General features: G+C 69.5%; 18 protein-coding genes. 13 read left to right on the top strand and 5 right to left on the bottom strand.

The window, feature by feature from the left end; all coding sequences use genetic code 11:
* Positions 1-199 precede the first annotated feature (199 nt).
* On the top strand, positions 200-427 hold the full coding sequence (locus ACAM54_RS03075; protein ID WP_145742388.1) for a hypothetical protein: 228 nt from the start codon (positions 200-202) through the stop codon (positions 425-427).
* A gap of 17 nt (positions 428-444) precedes the next feature.
* Here ACAM54_RS03075 and ACAM54_RS03070 read toward each other — a convergent pair whose 3' ends face one another.
* Together ACAM54_RS03070 and ACAM54_RS03065 are read right to left on the bottom strand one after the other, a co-directional pair.
* On the bottom strand, positions 445-897 hold the full coding sequence (locus ACAM54_RS03070) for a hypothetical protein (protein WP_369649798.1): 453 nt from the start codon (positions 895-897) through the stop codon (positions 445-447).
* Between the two features lie 20 nt (positions 898-917).
* Positions 918-1,283, bottom strand: coding sequence for a hypothetical protein (locus ACAM54_RS03065; protein WP_369649797.1), 366 nt, complete (start codon positions 1,281-1,283; stop codon positions 918-920).
* Between the two features lie 269 nt (positions 1,284-1,552).
* On the opposite strand from ACAM54_RS03065, the gene ACAM54_RS03060 reads away from it, so the two are divergent.
* Positions 1,553-2,002 carry a hypothetical protein gene (locus ACAM54_RS03060; RefSeq protein ID WP_369649796.1) on the top strand — a complete coding sequence of 150 codons (450 nt, stop codon included), beginning with the start codon at positions 1,553-1,555 and terminating at the stop codon, positions 2,000-2,002.
* A gap of 14 nt (positions 2,003-2,016) precedes the next feature.
* Here the strand turns inward: ACAM54_RS03060 and ACAM54_RS03055 are convergent, their stop codons facing one another.
* Positions 2,017-3,414 carry a PLP-dependent aminotransferase family protein gene (locus tag ACAM54_RS03055; RefSeq protein WP_369649795.1) on the bottom strand — a complete coding sequence of 466 codons (1,398 nt, stop codon included), beginning with the start codon at positions 3,412-3,414 and terminating at the stop codon, positions 2,017-2,019.
* Positions 3,415-3,759: 345 nt separating this feature from the next.
* Here ACAM54_RS03055 and ACAM54_RS03050 point away from each other — a divergent pair, with 345 nt between their 5' ends.
* The 7 genes from ACAM54_RS03050 (at position 3,760) to ACAM54_RS03020 (ending at position 9,681) form a co-directional block, all read left to right on the top strand.
* The gene (locus ACAM54_RS03050) at positions 3,760-4,242 is read left to right on the top strand and encodes an MSMEG_0572/Sll0783 family nitrogen starvation response protein (protein WP_013539065.1); all 483 of its coding nucleotides are present in this window, start codon (positions 3,760-3,762) and stop codon (positions 4,240-4,242) included.
* A 145-nt stretch (positions 4,243-4,387) separates the two neighbouring features.
* On the top strand, positions 4,388-5,437 hold the full coding sequence (locus ACAM54_RS03045; RefSeq protein WP_369649794.1) for a Nit6803 family nitrilase: 1,050 nt from the start codon (positions 4,388-4,390) through the stop codon (positions 5,435-5,437).
* Entirely contained in the window at positions 5,400-6,482 is a 1,083-nt protein-coding gene (locus tag ACAM54_RS03040; RefSeq protein ID WP_369650941.1) for an MSMEG_0568 family radical SAM protein, read from the top strand. Before ACAM54_RS03045 ends, ACAM54_RS03040 begins: the two co-directional genes overlap by 38 nt.
* Before the next feature lie 2 nt (positions 6,483-6,484).
* Positions 6,485-7,045, top strand: coding sequence for an MSMEG_0567/Sll0786 family nitrogen starvation N-acetyltransferase (locus ACAM54_RS03035; RefSeq protein ID WP_209503145.1), 561 nt, complete (start codon positions 6,485-6,487; stop codon positions 7,043-7,045).
* Positions 7,042-8,040 (top strand): sll0787 family AIR synthase-like protein, encoded by a 999-nt coding sequence (locus ACAM54_RS03030; protein WP_369649793.1) that lies wholly within the window; start codon positions 7,042-7,044, stop codon positions 8,038-8,040. Before ACAM54_RS03035 ends, ACAM54_RS03030 begins: the two co-directional genes overlap by 4 nt.
* Positions 8,031-8,315, top strand: coding sequence for an MSMEG_0570 family nitrogen starvation response protein (locus tag ACAM54_RS03025; RefSeq protein ID WP_192323533.1), 285 nt, complete (start codon positions 8,031-8,033; stop codon positions 8,313-8,315). Before ACAM54_RS03030 ends, ACAM54_RS03025 begins: the two co-directional genes overlap by 10 nt.
* Positions 8,316-8,355: 40 nt before the next feature.
* Complete coding sequence (locus tag ACAM54_RS03020) at positions 8,356-9,681, top strand: MSMEG_0569 family flavin-dependent oxidoreductase (protein WP_369649792.1); 1,326 nt, start codon at positions 8,356-8,358, stop codon at positions 9,679-9,681.
* 9 nt (positions 9,682-9,690) lie between these two features.
* On the opposite strand, the gene ACAM54_RS03015 is transcribed toward ACAM54_RS03020, so the two are convergent.
* Entirely contained in the window at positions 9,691-10,374 is a 684-nt protein-coding gene (locus ACAM54_RS03015) for a response regulator transcription factor (protein WP_145742404.1), read from the bottom strand.
* Positions 10,375-10,623: 249 nt separating this feature from the next.
* Here ACAM54_RS03015 and ACAM54_RS03010 point away from each other — a divergent pair, with 249 nt between their 5' ends.
* Together ACAM54_RS03010 and ACAM54_RS03005 are read left to right on the top strand one after the other, a co-directional pair.
* The gene (locus ACAM54_RS03010; protein ID WP_369649791.1) at positions 10,624-11,949 is read left to right on the top strand and encodes a DotU family type IV/VI secretion system protein; all 1,326 of its coding nucleotides are present in this window, start codon (positions 10,624-10,626) and stop codon (positions 11,947-11,949) included.
* A 10-nt stretch (positions 11,950-11,959) separates the two neighbouring features.
* Positions 11,960-13,078 carry a type VI secretion system protein gene (locus tag ACAM54_RS03005; RefSeq protein WP_369649790.1) on the top strand — a complete coding sequence of 373 codons (1,119 nt, stop codon included), beginning with the start codon at positions 11,960-11,962 and terminating at the stop codon, positions 13,076-13,078.
* 18 nt (positions 13,079-13,096) lie between these two features.
* On the opposite strand, the gene tssJ is transcribed toward ACAM54_RS03005, so the two are convergent.
* Positions 13,097-13,609: a type VI secretion system lipoprotein TssJ gene (tssJ, locus tag ACAM54_RS03000; protein ID WP_369649789.1), complete on the bottom strand. Its 513-nt coding sequence runs from the start codon at positions 13,607-13,609 to the stop codon at positions 13,097-13,099.
* Between the two features lie 71 nt (positions 13,610-13,680).
* Between tssJ and tssA the strand changes: the two genes are divergently transcribed.
* Together tssA and tssB are read left to right on the top strand one after the other, a co-directional pair.
* The gene (gene tssA / locus ACAM54_RS02995; protein ID WP_369649788.1) at positions 13,681-14,712 is read left to right on the top strand and encodes a type VI secretion system protein TssA; all 1,032 of its coding nucleotides are present in this window, start codon (positions 13,681-13,683) and stop codon (positions 14,710-14,712) included.
* 71 nt (positions 14,713-14,783) lie between these two features.
* Positions 14,784-15,302 (top strand): type VI secretion system contractile sheath small subunit, encoded by a 519-nt coding sequence (gene tssB, locus ACAM54_RS02990; RefSeq protein ID WP_145742414.1) that lies wholly within the window; start codon positions 14,784-14,786, stop codon positions 15,300-15,302.
* Positions 15,303-15,342 lie beyond the last annotated feature (40 nt).

Here is a 15,342-nt window from a genome sequence, read left to right as displayed (position 1 = left end):
AGGAGAAATGGTGTTCGAGCGAACGAGGACCGGTGTCGGTTTGGCCTGACGTCCGCTGTAAGCGTTCTTCGGGGCACGCCCCGGCCTGCGAATCTCCGCAGGCCTGCGGCCGGCGCGGGAATGGTGTTCTTGCCTACACGTGCGAGCCAGGAGCGCGCGAGAAATAAGGCTTGCAGCTTTTCGAAGGATCTACAGTCCCATGACTTCCACCACGCAGATCGACGCCCGCATCGCGGGCGATGTGGCCTTTCGCGCCGGCGACGGCCCGCAGTTGAAGATTCCGAAGGGCAACTGCCAGATCATGATGGCCGACGACAGCGTCGTGCTCACCTGGACCGACCAGGGCCAGTCGCTGACCGCGGCCATTCCCAAGCTCGAATTCGACCGCTACATCCAGGAAGGCGCGATCGTGCTGGGCCGGGGCTGAGGGGCCTGCCCGCGCGCTCACTCCTCGCGCAGGCTGCTGGCGCGCGCGTCGAGCGCGTGCGCGTACGAAGCGGCTTCCTCGGGCGTCATGGAGCCCTCGAGCTCGGCCAACTCGAGCCGTTCGAAGTCGTAGGAAATCCATTCGAACAGGTGGGACCTGGGCATGTCGTCGAAGCTTTCGCTGTCGCTCCACGACTGCAGGCGCACGGGCGCGCTTTCCAGCAGCAGGCGCAGGTACAGCGCGCGCGCAATCTTGATTTCCGCGATCTGGTGTGGATCGTCGATCAGCAGGCGCAACTGCGCGAGCACCTGCTCGCAGTGCTGCACCCGGCGGTGCGACTCGCCGATCGCGGCTTCGCACGATGCGGGACAGTCCGCCCTCGCCTGCCAGGCCCGGTGGAATTCGCGCGTGATCCGTGCATAGGCCAGCTGCTGGAGCCCGTGGAGCGCGCAGTCAAGTGGGCCGTGCATGGCGTTGCGCCGAACTCGCCTCAGGCGGGCTTGTTGCCGGCGTCCTCCGCTTCATCGTCGTCGTTGTCGTCGTTTTCTTCCTCCGTGCCGGCAAGCCCGGCGGCCGAGCCCGCGTCCTCGGTGCGGTCCGGCAGGATGTCCGCATCGAGCGCCGAGGGCGGCGCGTCCGCCGAGGCTCGCTCGCCGGTGCCCTCGGCATCGGTGCTGCTTTCATGCGCGATGGGAATGGCGCCTTCCGCGGCGTCTTCGGGAATGGCGCTGCGCTCGCGCGAGGTGCGCACGTCGCTTCCGCTGTCGCTCGTGTCGCTGGGCCCCAGGCTGTCGACGTCCTTTCCCTTCGGTTCCTCCGGCGGGCGGTCGCCTCCCAGGATGCTGCTCGTGGCCATGGCTTCCTTCGATGATGAAAAAAATCGGATGGATGCGAATCGCCAGACTGGGCATCCTCGGCACCGGCCAGCGTAGGAAATGGGCGCATCCGGGCCGCAGCCATTCGCGGAGATTTCGCGCCCGGCGTTGCGCGCGGCAAACGCCTCCGTCGCGTCGCGGGGACGGGAGCTTGGGCCTTGCTCCTACGCGGCGGGAAGCCGTGGCCGGTAGCCTGGGCGGCTCGCTTCCCAACCGCAACCCAACCAACAGCAAATCACCATCCCATCCAATGAAGAATTTCCGCTATCTCCTGATTGCCGGCGCCGTGGCGCTCGGCGCCTGCTCCCAGATGTCCGGCCCCACGCGCTCGACCAGTCCCGCCGCCTCCGCGGCCAACCAGCCCGATCCCACGATCCTGCTCGTGCCCGTGCGCATCGAGGACCCCGCGCTGGCCTCGGGCTGCTGGGCCCAGTTCTATACCGGCCGCAACTTCCAGGGCGACATGCTGACGCTGGTGGGGCCGGCCGAAGTCCAGAGCATGGACCGGGGCACCGCAAGGCAGCTCAGGCGCGACATCGACAGCGTGAGCGTGGGCCCGCGCGCCACGCTGAAGGTGTATGAGCACGCGATGTTCAGGGACCGCACGGTCGACTTCCCGGCGAACAGCCGCGAGGGCGGCCTGATGCGCAAGCTGGGCTTCGGCGGCCGCATCGAGGCGATGAAGCTCGACTGCTCCTGACGCGGCCGCTGCGCTCAGCCGCCGCGCAGCGTGGCGTGCGGATGCAGCGGATGCGCGAGCGTGTCGGCAATGAGCCGCAGCGCCTGGTCGCATTGCTCGCGCGACATCGGGCCGCCCAGGCAGATGCGCACCGCCTCGGGCGGATCGCCATCGGTGGAAAAGGCCGCGCTCGCCACCACGCCGACGTTCTGCGTGCGCAGGTAGGAGGCAAACTCCACCGGGCTCCAGCCCGGCGAGAGCGGCAGCCAGGCATGGAAGCCCTCGGGATGTGCCTGCAGCCCGCTGCCGCCGAGATGCCGCGCGGCCAGCGCCTGCCGCGCCATCGATTCGCCGCGCACGGCCTGCAGCATGGCCTCGGCGGTGCCGTCCTCGACCCACAGCGTGGTCAACGCGTTGGTGATGGGTGAGGCCATCACGGTGGTGGCGCGCATCGCGCCGGCCAGGCGCTGCGACTGGACCACGGTGGGCGAGCACACATACGCGCTGCGCAGGCCCGCGCCAAAGCACTTGGAGAATCCGCTCACGTAGTAGGTGAGCCCGGGCGCCAGCGTGGCGAGCGCGGCCGGCGTCTGGCGCGGCAGCATGCCGTAGGCGTCGTCCTCGATGATCGGCACCGCATAGCGCAGCGCCACGTCGGCCAGCGCCTCGCGCCGCGCGCGCGACACGGTGCCGGCAGTCGGGTTCAGCAGCGTGGGGTTGCAATAGAGCGCCTTGGGCTTGAGCGTCTTGCAGGCGTGCTCGAAGGCATCGGCAATGGGGCCGTCGTCATCGAGCTGCAGCGCATGCAGCTGCACGCCCAGCTGCGCCGCGATGGCCTTCACGCCCGGATAGGTGAGCGACTCCACGCAGATCAGCTCGCCCGGCCGCGCGAGCTGCGAGAACAGCGCCGTGAGCACGCCATGGATGCCGGGGCACACGAGGATGCGGTCGATGCCGGCATCGGGCACGAAGGGCCGCAGCCAGTGCATCGCGGCCTCGCGGTCGTGCGCGGTGCCGCCGAAGTCCTGGTAGCGCAGCAGGTCGTGCAGGTCGGCCTCTGCGAATGCGCGGCTGGCGCTGTCGTGCAGCCGCGCCATCAGGTGCGGGTCGTCGGGCTCGGGCGGCATGTTCATGGTCATCTCGGCGCCGCTGCCGCCGCGCAGCCGCAGGCTGGGGCTGCCCGAGCGGATGAAGGTGCCGGTGCCGGCGCGCGAATCGATCAGGCCGCGCTTGCGCGCCTCGGCATAGCCGCGCGCCACGGTCGTGTAGTTGAGCTCCAGCTCGGCCGCGAGTTCGCGCAAGGTAGGCAGCCGGTCGCGCACCGCGAGGCGCCCGGTCTTGATGTCGTCGGCAATCAATTCGGCCAGCAGCAGGTAGGCCGGCTTGGTGGTGTTGCGCAGCTGTTTGCGCCAGTGGGCGGTGATCGTGGTCATCGGCGGAGTTGATTGCATCCATTGATTGCATCGGGCCACCGATCAGGCACGCAGGAATCGCGCCCGCTCCAGGGGGCCGGGCGCCTCGATCAGGTGCGATCAACTCCATTGATCGGGTGCATTGATCGCATGGCGGATGCGTCTTTCCGGTGCGGCCAGGGCCGCGCCGACCGCCTCTGCAGCGACTTTTCACGGGACCCGAAAAAAGTTTTCGGGCGCCCAGGCCGCACCCGGGCGGATTGATCGCGCATTGATCGCACGCGCCGCGCCAGGCGCTGGCACATCGCCTGCGAAGAGAAAGGCACGCAAGACCTGCGTTCATCCCCCTTTCAACCGGAGTACCCCATGCCCAAAGTCACCCGCCCCCGCAACGAGAAAGGCGAGTTCCTCGTCGACTACGAAGAGAAAGTGTTCGAAGACGTCAAGGCCGATCCCGGCGAGAAGGCGCTCGTCACCTTCCACACCGTGGCCTTCGAGGGCTCGATCGGCTTCGTGAACCTGCTGCAGGCCACGCGGCTGCGGCGCAAGGGCTACGAGACCTCGGTCCTGCTGTACGGCCCCGGCGTGACGCTGGGCGTGCAGCGCGGCTTTCCGACGCTGGGCGACGAGGCCTTTCCGGGCCACCAGAACTTCAACAAGCAGATCAGCAAGTTCATGGAAGAAGGCGGCAAGGTGTATGCCTGCCGCTTCGCGCTGCAGGCACTGTACGGCCACGGCGAAGGCGCGCTGATCGAGGGCATCACGCCGATCAACCCGCTCGACGTGCTGGACCTCGTGCTGCTGCACAAGAAGGCCGGCGCCGTCATCCTCGACACCTGGACGCTGTGAACATGTCCACCCCCAGTCTTCGCGCACTTCGTGTCGCTTCGCCAACCCCCTCGCCGGGGGCAACACCAGCAGCCCGGCAAAGCCGGTTCTGCGGTGTTCCCCGAATTGGCTTCGCTTCGCTTGCCGCTGCGGACAGGGGGTGACCATGAACTCTTCCCCACGCATCGTGCGTGCCGCGGCGATCCAGATCGCGCCCGACTTCGACCGGCCCGACGGCACGCTGGATCGCGTGTGCGGCGCCATCGACGCGGCCGCGGCCCGGGGCGCGCAGCTCGCGGTCTTTCCCGAGACCTTCGTGCCCTACTACCCCTACTTCAGCTTCGTGCTGCCGCCGGTGCTGCAGGGCGCGCCGCACCTGCGGCTGGCGGAGCGCGCGGTGGTCGTTCCCGGTCCGGTCACGCAGGCCGTGGCCGAGCGCGCGCGGCATCACGGCATGGTGGTGGTGCTGGGCGTGAACGAGCGCGACCACGGCAGCCTCTACAACACGCAGCTGGTGTTCGACGCCGACGGCACGCTCGCGCTCAAGCGCCGCAAGATCACGCCCACCTACCACGAGCGCATGGTCTGGGGCCAGGGCGACGGCGCCGGCCTCAAGGTGGTCGACACCGCCGTCGGCCGCGTCGGCGCGCTGGCCTGCTGGGAGCACTACAACCCGCTCGCGCGCTACGCGCTGATGGCGCAGCACGAAGAAATCCACTGCGCGCAGTTTCCCGGCTCGCTGGTGGGCCCGGTCTTCGCGGAGCAGATGGAAGTGACGATCCGCCACCACGCACTGGAGTCGGGCTGCTTCGTGGTCAACGCCACCGGCTGGCTCAGCGACGAGCAGATCCGCAGCGTCACACCCGACGCCAACCTGCAGAAGGCGCTGCGCGGCGGCTGCCACACCGCCATCGTCTCGCCCGAGGGCAAGCACCTTGCGCCGCCGCTCACCGAGGGCGAAGGCATGGTGGTGGCCGACCTCGACATGGCACTGATCGCCAAGCGCAAGCGAATGATGGATTCGGTCGGCCACTACGCGCGGCCCGAACTGCTGTCGCTCGCCATCAACGACCGGCCCGCGCAGACCACCGTGCCGATGCATCTCACGCAACCTCTCGTTCAACGGAGCCCCGACCATGACCACCACCACGACGACCCCGCCGGACAGCCGGCAGCTGATGACCGAGCTCCAGTCCTTCGGGTTGCGGCTGGTTGATCCTTCGGCCGGCGCGGCGAGCCGCCGCGGCGGCGCCGGCCCGTCGGACCACAAGGCCGTGACGGTGGACGGCCACACGATCATGGTGCCGGTCCACACTTCCAGCGCCTGGCACTCGCCGTTCACGGCCGAGGCACCCGACGCGCAGGGCGTGAGCCGCGTGATGCGCGGCAGCATCCCCATCGCGAGCATCAGCTTTCCGAAGCAGCCGCGCTTCTACGCGATGCAGACCTTCGACGGCGTGCCCTACTCGCAGATCGCCACGCTGCACGGCAGCGACGTGCTCGCCACCACCGTGCTGCAGACCTGCATCCGCTACGAGAGCCGCAGGAAGAGCTGCAAGTTCTGCGCGATCGGCCAGTCGCTCGCGGCCGGCCGCACCATCGCGCGCAAGACGCCCGAACAGCTGGCCGAAGTGGCGCGCGCGGCCGTGCTGCTCGACGGTGTGAAGCACATGGTGATGACCACCGGCACGCCCAACGCCACCGACCGCGGCGCGGCCATCCTGTGCGAGAGCGCGTTCGCGATCAAGGCTGCGGTCGACATCCCGATCCAGGGCCAGTGCGAGCCGCCCGACGACGACCAGTGGTTCCACCGCATGAAGGCCGCGGGCATCGACACGCTGGGCATGCACCTCGAAGTGGTGACGCCCGAGGTGCGCGAACGCCTCATGCCGGGCAAGGCCAGCGTGCCCGTCTCGCGCTACATGAGCGCCTTCGAGGCGGCGGTGGGCGTGTTCGGGCGCGGCCAGGTCAGCAGCTACATCCTGGCCGGGCTGGGCGACACGCGCGAGGCCATCCTCGACACCTGCGATCAATTGCTCGCGCGCGGCGTTTACCCGTTTGTCGTGCCCTTCGTGCCGATCAGCGGCACGCCGCTGGAGGACCATCCCGCGCCATCGCCGGAATTCATGAAGTCGCTGCTGACGCCGCTGGGCGAGCGCGTGGTGGCGGCCGGGCTGCGCTCGGCCGACATCAAGGCCGGCTGCGGCAAGTGCGGCGCCTGCTCGTCGCTGTCGGTCTACGAAAAGGAAAGCGAAGGCTGAACATGCTGTGCATCGATGACCTCAGCGAACTCGACCCGCACTACGCGCCGGTCGAATACCTGGTGCGCGAAGCCGCGCAGCAGTGGGAGCGCGACGAAGCCATGGCACTGCGCCGCGCGGTGTTCTGCATCGAGCAGGGCATCTTCGCGCGCGACGACCGCGACGCCACCGACGGCCATGCGCAGCTGCTGGTCGCCATGTCGTGCAACGCCGGCATGCCCGAGCAGGTGGTGGGCACGGTGCGCATCCACCGCGGCGAGGCAGCTGGCGAATGGTGGGGCTCGCGGCTGGCCGTGCATCCGGCCTTTCGCAGCCAGGGCCACCTGGGTGCCACGCTGATACGGCTGGCGGTGTCGCGCGCCAATGCGCTGGGCTGCAAGGAATTCTTCGCGCAGGTGCAGATGCAGAACGTGCCGCTGTTCCAGAAACTCGGCTGGCAGCTGCTCGAGGAGAGCGCCATCCACGGCCGTCCGCATGCGCGCATGCAGGCGGGGCTCGCTTTCTATCCGCCCTGCCATGACCCGGTGAGCGGATTCGTCACGCGCGCGAAGGTGCTGTCATGACGGATGTCCACGCCATCACCGAAGCGCTGCGCGCCACGCGCGGCTTCGCCCACAAGCGCGATATCAGCGACGTGGTGTCGGCCCTCGGCCGCTCGCTGCCCGGCGGCCATGCCGCGCTCGCGCAGGCGGTGCCCATCGGCGACGACTGCGCGGCCATCCCCGACGGCCACGGCGGCTACTTGCTGTTCGCGATCGAAGGGCTGGTGGAAGACTTCATCGTGCGCATGCCCTGGTTCGCGGGCTACTGCGGCGTGATGGTCAACGTGAGCGACATCTATGCGATGGGCGGCCGGCCCACGGCCGTGGTCGATGCGCTGTGGAGCACCGGCATGGACCCCGCCGACGAGGTGCTGCGCGGCATGGCGGAAGCATCGGTGCGCTATGGCGTGCCGGTGGTGGGCGGCCACAGCAACAACCGCAGCGAGCGGCCGCAGCTCGCGGTCGCGATCCTCGGCCATGCACGGCGCCTGCTGACGAGCTTCGATGCCAGGCCCGGCGACCTCCTGGTGATGGCGGCCGACCTGCGCGGCGCCTACGAGGAGCCCTTTCCCTACTGGAACGCATCGACCACGGCGCCGGCCGCGCGGCTGCGCGCTGACCTCGAACTGCTGCCCTCCATTGCGGAAGACGGCCTGTGCCGCGCCGCGAAGGACATCAGCATGGCCGGCGCGGTGGGCACCGCGATGATGCTGCTGGAGTGCTCGGGCGTCGGCGCGCGCATCGACCTCGATGCACTGCCCAGGCCCGGCGGCGTGCCGCTGCTGCGCTGGCTTTCTTCTTTTCCGAGCTACGGATTCGTGCTCAGCGTGCCGCCTTCGCAGGTCGCGCCGGTGCTCGGCCGCTTCGCCGCGCGCGACATCGCCTGCGCGGTGGTCGGCGAGGTCGATGCGACGCGGCAGGTACGGCTGCAGGCGGGCGGCAACGAGGCCCTGTTGTGGGACTTCGGCAGCAATGCCTTCATCCAGCCGCCGCAGGAGGCGCTCGCATGCCCGTGATGCACTTCCAGGTGCGCTGGCCCGACGCCAGCGAAACACGCTGCTACTCGCCCTCGTCCGTGGTGCAGGATTTCTTCGCGCCCGGCGAACGCTACGCGCTCGAAGACTTCCTGCGGCGCTCGCGCGAGGCATTGGGCATCGCCTCCGAGCGCGTTCGCGCCAGGTACGGCTTCGCGTGCTCGCAGGCGATGGACCAGCTCGCCGAGATCGAGCGCATCGCCACCCGCTTCACCGGCACCGCCGATGCCGAAGTCACCGTCGTCGCCTTCGATTGACGCGCCCTGCATCCATAGAGAAACAAAGAAAGAAGACCTCATGTCCTATCCCTACGGCGGACGCAGCCACTACAGCGTCGTCATCGTCGGCGGCGGCCAGGCCGGCCTGTCGCTGAGCCACTGCCTGCAGCAGCGCGGCATCGACCACCTCGTGATCGAGAAGCGCAGCCTCGTGCACAGCTGGCGCACCCAGCGCTGGGATTCGTTCTGCCTCGTCACGCCCAACTGGCAGTGCCAGCTGCCGGGCTGGGCTTACCGCGGCGACGATCCGCACGGCTTCATGGTGAAGGACCAGATCAACGAATGGCTGGCCGGCTTCGTCGCGCAGGTGAAGGCGCCGGCCATCGAGGGCGTGACCGTCGAGCGCGTGGCGCGCGTGCCCGGCACCGGCGAGCGCGACCGCTTCATGGTGCAGACCGACGCCGGCCTCTACACCGCCGACCAGGTGGTGGTGGCCTCGGGCGGCTACCACCGCCCGATCGTGCCGCGCCTGGCCGAGAAGCTGCCGCCGCACGTGGTGCAGTACCACTCGGCGCAGTACCGCAATCCGGCGCAGCTGCCCGAAGGCGCGGTGCTGGTGGTGGGCTGCGGCCAGTCGGGCGCGCAGATCGCCGAAGACCTGCACCTGGCCGGGCGCAAGGTGTACCTTGCCACCGGCGATGCGCCGCGCTGCGCCCGCTTCTACCGCGGCCGCGAAGTGGTCGATTGGCTCGCCGACATGAAGTACTACGACATGCCCGTGACCGAGCATCCGCTGCGCGAGGGCGTGCGCGACAACACCAACCACTACGTGACCGGCCGCGACGGCGGCCGCGACATCGACCTGCGGCGCTTCGCGCTCGAGGGCATGGAGCTGTACGGCCTGCTGACCGGCCTGGGCGGCGACGGCACGCTGGAGTTCCAGCCCAACCTGCGCGAGCACCTGGACAGTGCCGACGCCACCTACAACCGCATCAACGCCTCGATCGACAAGTTCATTGCCTCCCGGGGCATCGAGGCGCCGCCGCCCTCGGTCTACACGCCGGTGTGGGAGCCGCCCGAGGAGCGCACGCGCCTGGACCTTGCCGAGGCAGGCATCGCGAGCGTGCTCTGGTGCATCGGCTTCTCGCCGGACTTCGAATGGGTGGATGCGCCAGTGTTCAACGGCCGCGGCGCGCCGGTGCATCAGCGCGGCGTGACGGGCGTGCCCGGGCTCTACTTCCTGGGGCTGCCCTGGCTGCACACCTGGGGGTCGGGCCGCTTCTCGGGCGTGGCGCGCGATGCGGAGTTTCTTGCCGCGGCGATCGAAGAGAGGAAGAACACAGCAGCGGCAGGCCGGGCCGATGCGCAAGAGGCGCCGCCCGGCGCCCAGCTGCGCGCGGCCTAGAGCCACGGCTCAGGCCTGCTGCGCCTCGGTCAGCGCCTGCGCGGCCACCACCGCCTCGGTGCGGTTGCGCACGTTGAGCGCGCGGAAAATGGCCGCCAGGTGGATCTTGACCGTGCCTTCGCTGATGCCCAGGCTGCGGCCGATGAGCTTGTTGGGCTTGCCCTGCGAGAGCAGCTGCAGCACCTCGACCTGGCGCTCGGTGAGCACGCTGCGCAGGTGCTCGAGCGTCTGCGAGGAAGCGCCTGCAGGGCGCGCATCGCCGTTCTGCGTGGGTGCCACGCCGGCCACGATGCCGGGCGGCAGCGCCGTGAGCATCATCGGCGGCACGTACACGCCGCCAGCCAGCACCAGCCGCACGGCCGACAGCATGACCTCGGGCGAGTAGGCCTTGGGGATGAAACCGAGCACGCCGCGCTCCAGCGCGCTGCGCATGATGGCCGGGTCTTCGTAGCCCGAGAGCACGATGACCGGCACGGCCGGATGGCGGCGGCGGATCTCGTCGATGTGCGCCTGGCCATCGGCGCCGGGCATGTTGAGGTCGATCAGGGCCAGGTCGAGCTCGTCGGTGGCGCCGGCAAGCAATTCGTCGACGCTCATGGCCAGGACGAACTCGATGCCGGGCTCGAGCTCCGACAGCTTGGCCTTGACCGCCTCGATGACGAGCCGGTGGTCGTCGGCGATCAGAATTTTCATGGCATGTCCCAGTGTCCCAGCGTGCATTGAACTCAGCGGATGCCGAAGATACCGGCGATTGCCCCGCGCAGCAAGCCGGTTTGCCCGACGAACGGCATAGTCCCCAAGCGATATGGCGCCCGCCGCCCGGCGTTCGGAAGATGGAATCCTTACTCGAAGGAACCGGGGACATGGGGATGTGCCATCGCAGCAGACGCCGGTGCAAGGCATCCTCCGCAACGCAGGCGCGGTGAGCGGGCGCGGTCATCCATGGTCCGGCTGCTCGACTGTTTTTCCGCATTCGTCTCCTTCGGCCTCGCCCTCGACGCATCGATCGCGGCCGGCCGCGCCGCGCCGCCCTCGCACGATGCTGCGCAGCAACAGGCGCGCCGGCTGCTCGACGCGGCGCGCGCCAGCGCTTCGGGCCAGCCCGCCGCGCAGGTCGAGTCGGCGGTCTTTGCGATGGTGGCCTGGATCGACGAGATCCTGGCGCGCCACCCTGGAGCGGCCGCAGGCGCGGCGCCGCTGCAGGTGCAGTTGTTCAACTCGAACAACGCGCACAGCGAGTTCTTCCACCACCTGTCGGCGCTGGGCGCCGAAGACGACGAACTGCGCGAGGTCTACTGGCATGCGCTGGTGCACGGCTTCAAGGGGCAGTACTACTTCGAGAGCGACGACCGCGGCGAGCTCGGCAAGCTGAAGGCGCTGCACGGCCATCAGCTGCGGCTCAGGCCGCTGGCGCTCGGCAGCCTGGTGCAGGACCGCATCACGCCGCAGCCCTATGGCGTGGCGGATCCGCCGGGCCCGCACGACCTGCACCGCCGCGACCGCAGCCTGCTGCGCGCGCTCGGCGCGCTCGCGCTGCTGCTGCCGCTTTTCTATCTGCTGTGGTGGCAGTGGCCGGCCGGGCTGCACGCGGGCGAGCCGGGACCGGCGCAGCGCATCGAGCAGCATCTTCAAAGCTATGCCTGCGCCGATCTCTCGGCTTCCGCCGACAAGGGCGACAGGCTGCACGTGAGCGGCTTCGTCTCGCTGCCGGCCGACCTGCAGCGGGTGGAGCGCGAGGTGGCCGGCCTGCTGCCCGATGCCGGCTCGCCCACGTTCGATGTCAGGCTGCGCGTGTGGCCCCACTGCGAGGTGTTCGCCATCCTGAAGCCCTACCAGCTGCGCAACCGCGAGAAGGCCCACGGACTGGGCGTGACGGCCGTGACGGCCCGCAATGGCCGGCTGCGCGAAGGAGACGACGTGCGCATGCAGGTGGCCGCGCCCAGGCACGACAGCTACCTGTGGGTGGACTACTACACCGCCGACGGTTCGGTCATGCACCTGAACACCGGCCAGCCGGTGCGGCTGCGCGCCGGCGAGAAGCTGGACCTGGGCCGCGACATCCCGGCGAGCTGGCTTGTGGCCCCGCCCTTCGGCACCGTGCTGGTCACCGTGCTCTCGTCCCCCACGCCGTTCGACGGCGCCGCCGACCGGCCGCCGTACGAACTCGCTTCGGCCTACCTGCTGCGGCTGCGCGAAGCGCTCGCTGCCAACAAGGGCAATGAGCGGCTGCTTGCCGATTTCGAGTTCTTCGAGACCACTGCGCGTTGAGAACCGCAGCATGCCCGCCGCGTTGTTGCCTGCCCACTTTTTCTGGCTCCTGCTCGCGCTGTGCCTGGCCGGCTTTGTGCTGCTGTACGCCGCGGTCCGCGACGCGGGCCGCGGTGCGCGCCGCCGCGCGCTGCGCCGGCGCATTGCCGCGCTCGGCCCGCCGGCGGCCGAAGCCGACGAAGCCGCGGTCGAAGCCATGAGGGAAGCCATGTCGCATGCACGCCAGCTCCTGCGCCAGCCACCGCGGCAGCAAGCCGCGCCAGTGCCCTGGTTTCTCTTTCTCGGCGACGCGGCGGCCAACCTGCCGGGGCTGCTGGCGGCGGCCCATGCCGAGCACCTGGCACCTTCAGGCAGCGAGCCTTTTGGCGAACCGTACTGGCGCTGGTGGCTCACCGGTTCGATGACGGCCATCGAACTTCACCCGAGCGCCGTCAGCGACGCGGCGGCGGCGCCGCACACGCGCGCGCTGTGGCTCCAGGCGCTCCTCGCGCTGGCCGAGCGGCGCGACCGCGTGCCGATCAACGGCGTGGTGGCCTGCGTGGCAGCGAGCGAACTGCTGCACCCGGCCAGCGCCGGCATGAAGCCGCTGGCCACCAGGATGCGGCGGCTGCTCGACGAGGCCTCGGACACGCTGCGCCTGCAGCTGCCGGTCTACCTGGTGGTGACCGGCCTGGAACAGCTGGCCGGCTATGCCACGCTGCGCGGCGCGCTGCCGCCCGAGGTGCTGGCGCAGGTGATCGGCCATCGCCTGGCCGGCCCGGTCGAACATGGCGAGACCGCGGCCGGGCGGCTCGATGCCCTGTTCGATCCCATGGCGCGCCAGCTGCATGCGCTGCGGATGGCGCTGCTGCGCGAACAGCCGGGCGCATCGGGCCGGCTCGCAATCCATGAATTCATCGAGGCGCTGCGTGCGCTGCAGCCCGCATTGCGCGAGGTGGCCGACGCCTTGTTCGAAAGCCAAGGCCGCGGCTCGCGCGGACCGCGGTGGCGCGGCCTCTATCTCACGGCCGCCGCATCGGGCGCGGCCGGCGGTGCGTTCGTGGCCGACTTGTTCGAGCGCTTCCTGCCCGCCGACCAGCCGCTCGCACGGCCGGGCCGCCCGCCGAACACCAGCGCGGCGAAGGCATGAATGGCCCGCAGGCGCGGCTTACTTGCTGTCGATGCGGATCTGCCGCGCGCCGAAGGTCACGGTGAGCATCTGCGGCTTGCCGGGCTCCACCGCGCGCACTTCACGCCAGCGCGCACGGTCGAGGTCGCGGAACGCGGCCATCACGCCGATGGCCTTGGCATCGGCCGGCAGCGTGAGGTCGAGCTTCCTGCTTTCGCCCGGGCGCAGCAGCATCTCTTCGCGCTGCACCAGCTCGGCGCCGAGCGTGGCCTGGTCCTTTTCGAACAGCGAGAAGAAGTCGGCCCCTTCGAAGGGGCCGGGCGACTTCAGCGCATAGATGCGCACCGTGAGCGGCGAAGCGCGGCCGCGCGCATCGGGATTGGCGTCGGCACCGGCCGCGAGCGTGATCGACACCGGCGTGACCACGGGCTTGCTTGCGCAGCCCGCGACCAGGGCACCGGTCAATGCAAGGCCGCAGGCCAATGCCAGGCGCCGCGAGACCGCAGCAAAAGAGCGTCCATAGGACGAATGGTGTGTACCCAGCGTGCGCATGCTATTCCCTTCGTTGCATTGACCGGTTCGGACGCATCTTTGATTATCACCAGCCAACTCGAACAGGCAACATGCTGACCAACGAACTTGTCGAAGCCCTGCTCACGCCCATCGGCGAGGCCTCGCCATGCGGCGACGATCTGGAGTACGACGCGGCCTTCACCGCGCTCACCACCGCAGCGCAGGGCAAGCCCGAGCAGCAGTTCGGCGACACCGTCATCCCGGCGGTGGAGCCGGAGTGGCGCGAGGTGGCCGAACAGTCCGACGCGATCCTGCGCCGCAGCAAGGACGTGCGCGCCGCCGTGCTGCTGCTGCGCGCCTCCACGCGGCTGCAGGGGCTTGCCGGTTTCGTTGCCGGGCTCGAACTGCTCACCCGCCTGCTCGACACCTTCTGGGACGGCATACATCCAAAGCTCGATGCCGAGGACGACAACGATCCCACCATGCGCCTGAACGCGCTCGCGCCGCTCGGCGACGAGACGATGGTGCTGCGCGACCTGTACGACGCGCAGGTGGGCGTGGCGCCGGGCGTGGGCGCGATCCGCGTGCGCGACATCGCGGTGGCCAACAACGCGTTGAATGCGGTGGGCGGCGAAGCCACCTATTCGCCGGCACAGATCCAGGGCGGCCTCGAAGCGCTCCATGCCGAGCGGCCCGAGCTGATCCAGGCCGCCATCGGCGTGCCCGGGCGGGTCGAGAAGCTGCAGGCCCTGCTGGTGGAGCGCACCGGCCGCTCCGACGCGATCGACCTTTCCCCGCTGCGCGCCATCGGCCGCATGCTGCAGAAGGCCTGCAGCGCTGCCATCGGTGCGCCCGAAGAAGCCGGCGCCGCCGAAGAGACACAAGGCGATGCCGCGCAGGCCGGCGGCACGCCGCGGCCCGCTGCCGCGCGCGGCGAGATCCAGAGCCGGCAGGACGCATTGCAGATGCTGGACCGCGTGATCCGCTTTCTCGAACAGACCGAGCCCGGCAATCCCGCGCCGCTCCTGATCGAGCGCGCCAAGAAGCTCATCGGCGTGAGCTTCCTCGAAATCATGGCCAACCTCGCACCCGGCGCGCTGGACACGATCGAGACCGTGACCGGCAAGCGCCCGTCCGAGTAGCCGCCCTTTCCGCTCCCCTTTTTTTTCCTGTTGATCGAACCGCCCCATCTACCCCCGCAAGGAGCATCGCCATGGCCAAGAGCAGTCAGAAATTCATCGCCCGCAACCGGGCGCCACGCGTGCAGATCGAATACGACGTGGAACTCTACGGCGCCGAGAAGAAGATCCAGCTGCCCTTCGTGATGGGCGTGCTGGCCGATCTGTCGGGCAAGCCGGCCGATCCGCTCGCACCCGTGGCCGACCGCAAGTTCCTCGAGTTCGACGTGGACAACTTCGACTCGCGCATGAAGGCCATGAAGCCGCGCGCCGCCTTCGCGGTGGAAAACTCGCTGACCGGCGAGGGCGAACTCAAGGTCGAGCTCACCTTCGAAAACATGGAAGATTTCTCGCCCGCCGCCGTGGCCAGGAAGGTCGGCGCGCTCAACAAGCTGCTCGAGGCGCGCACCCAGCTGTCGAACCTCGTGACCTACATGGACGGCAAGAACGGCGCCGAGGAACTGCTGGCCAAGGTGCTCGAGGACCCGGCCCTGCTGCAGTCGCTGGCGGCCACCGCCAAGCCCGACGACGAAGCGGCCAAGCCGGCCGCCTGATCCCCACCACCCGACACACCGGACCCCGAGGAGAACCACC

The organism is Variovorax sp. V93, from assembly GCF_041154485.1.
Lineage (GTDB): Bacteria > Pseudomonadota > Gammaproteobacteria > Burkholderiales > Burkholderiaceae_C > Variovorax > Variovorax beijingensis_A.
This window is presented reverse-complemented; position numbering and strand designations above follow the sequence as displayed.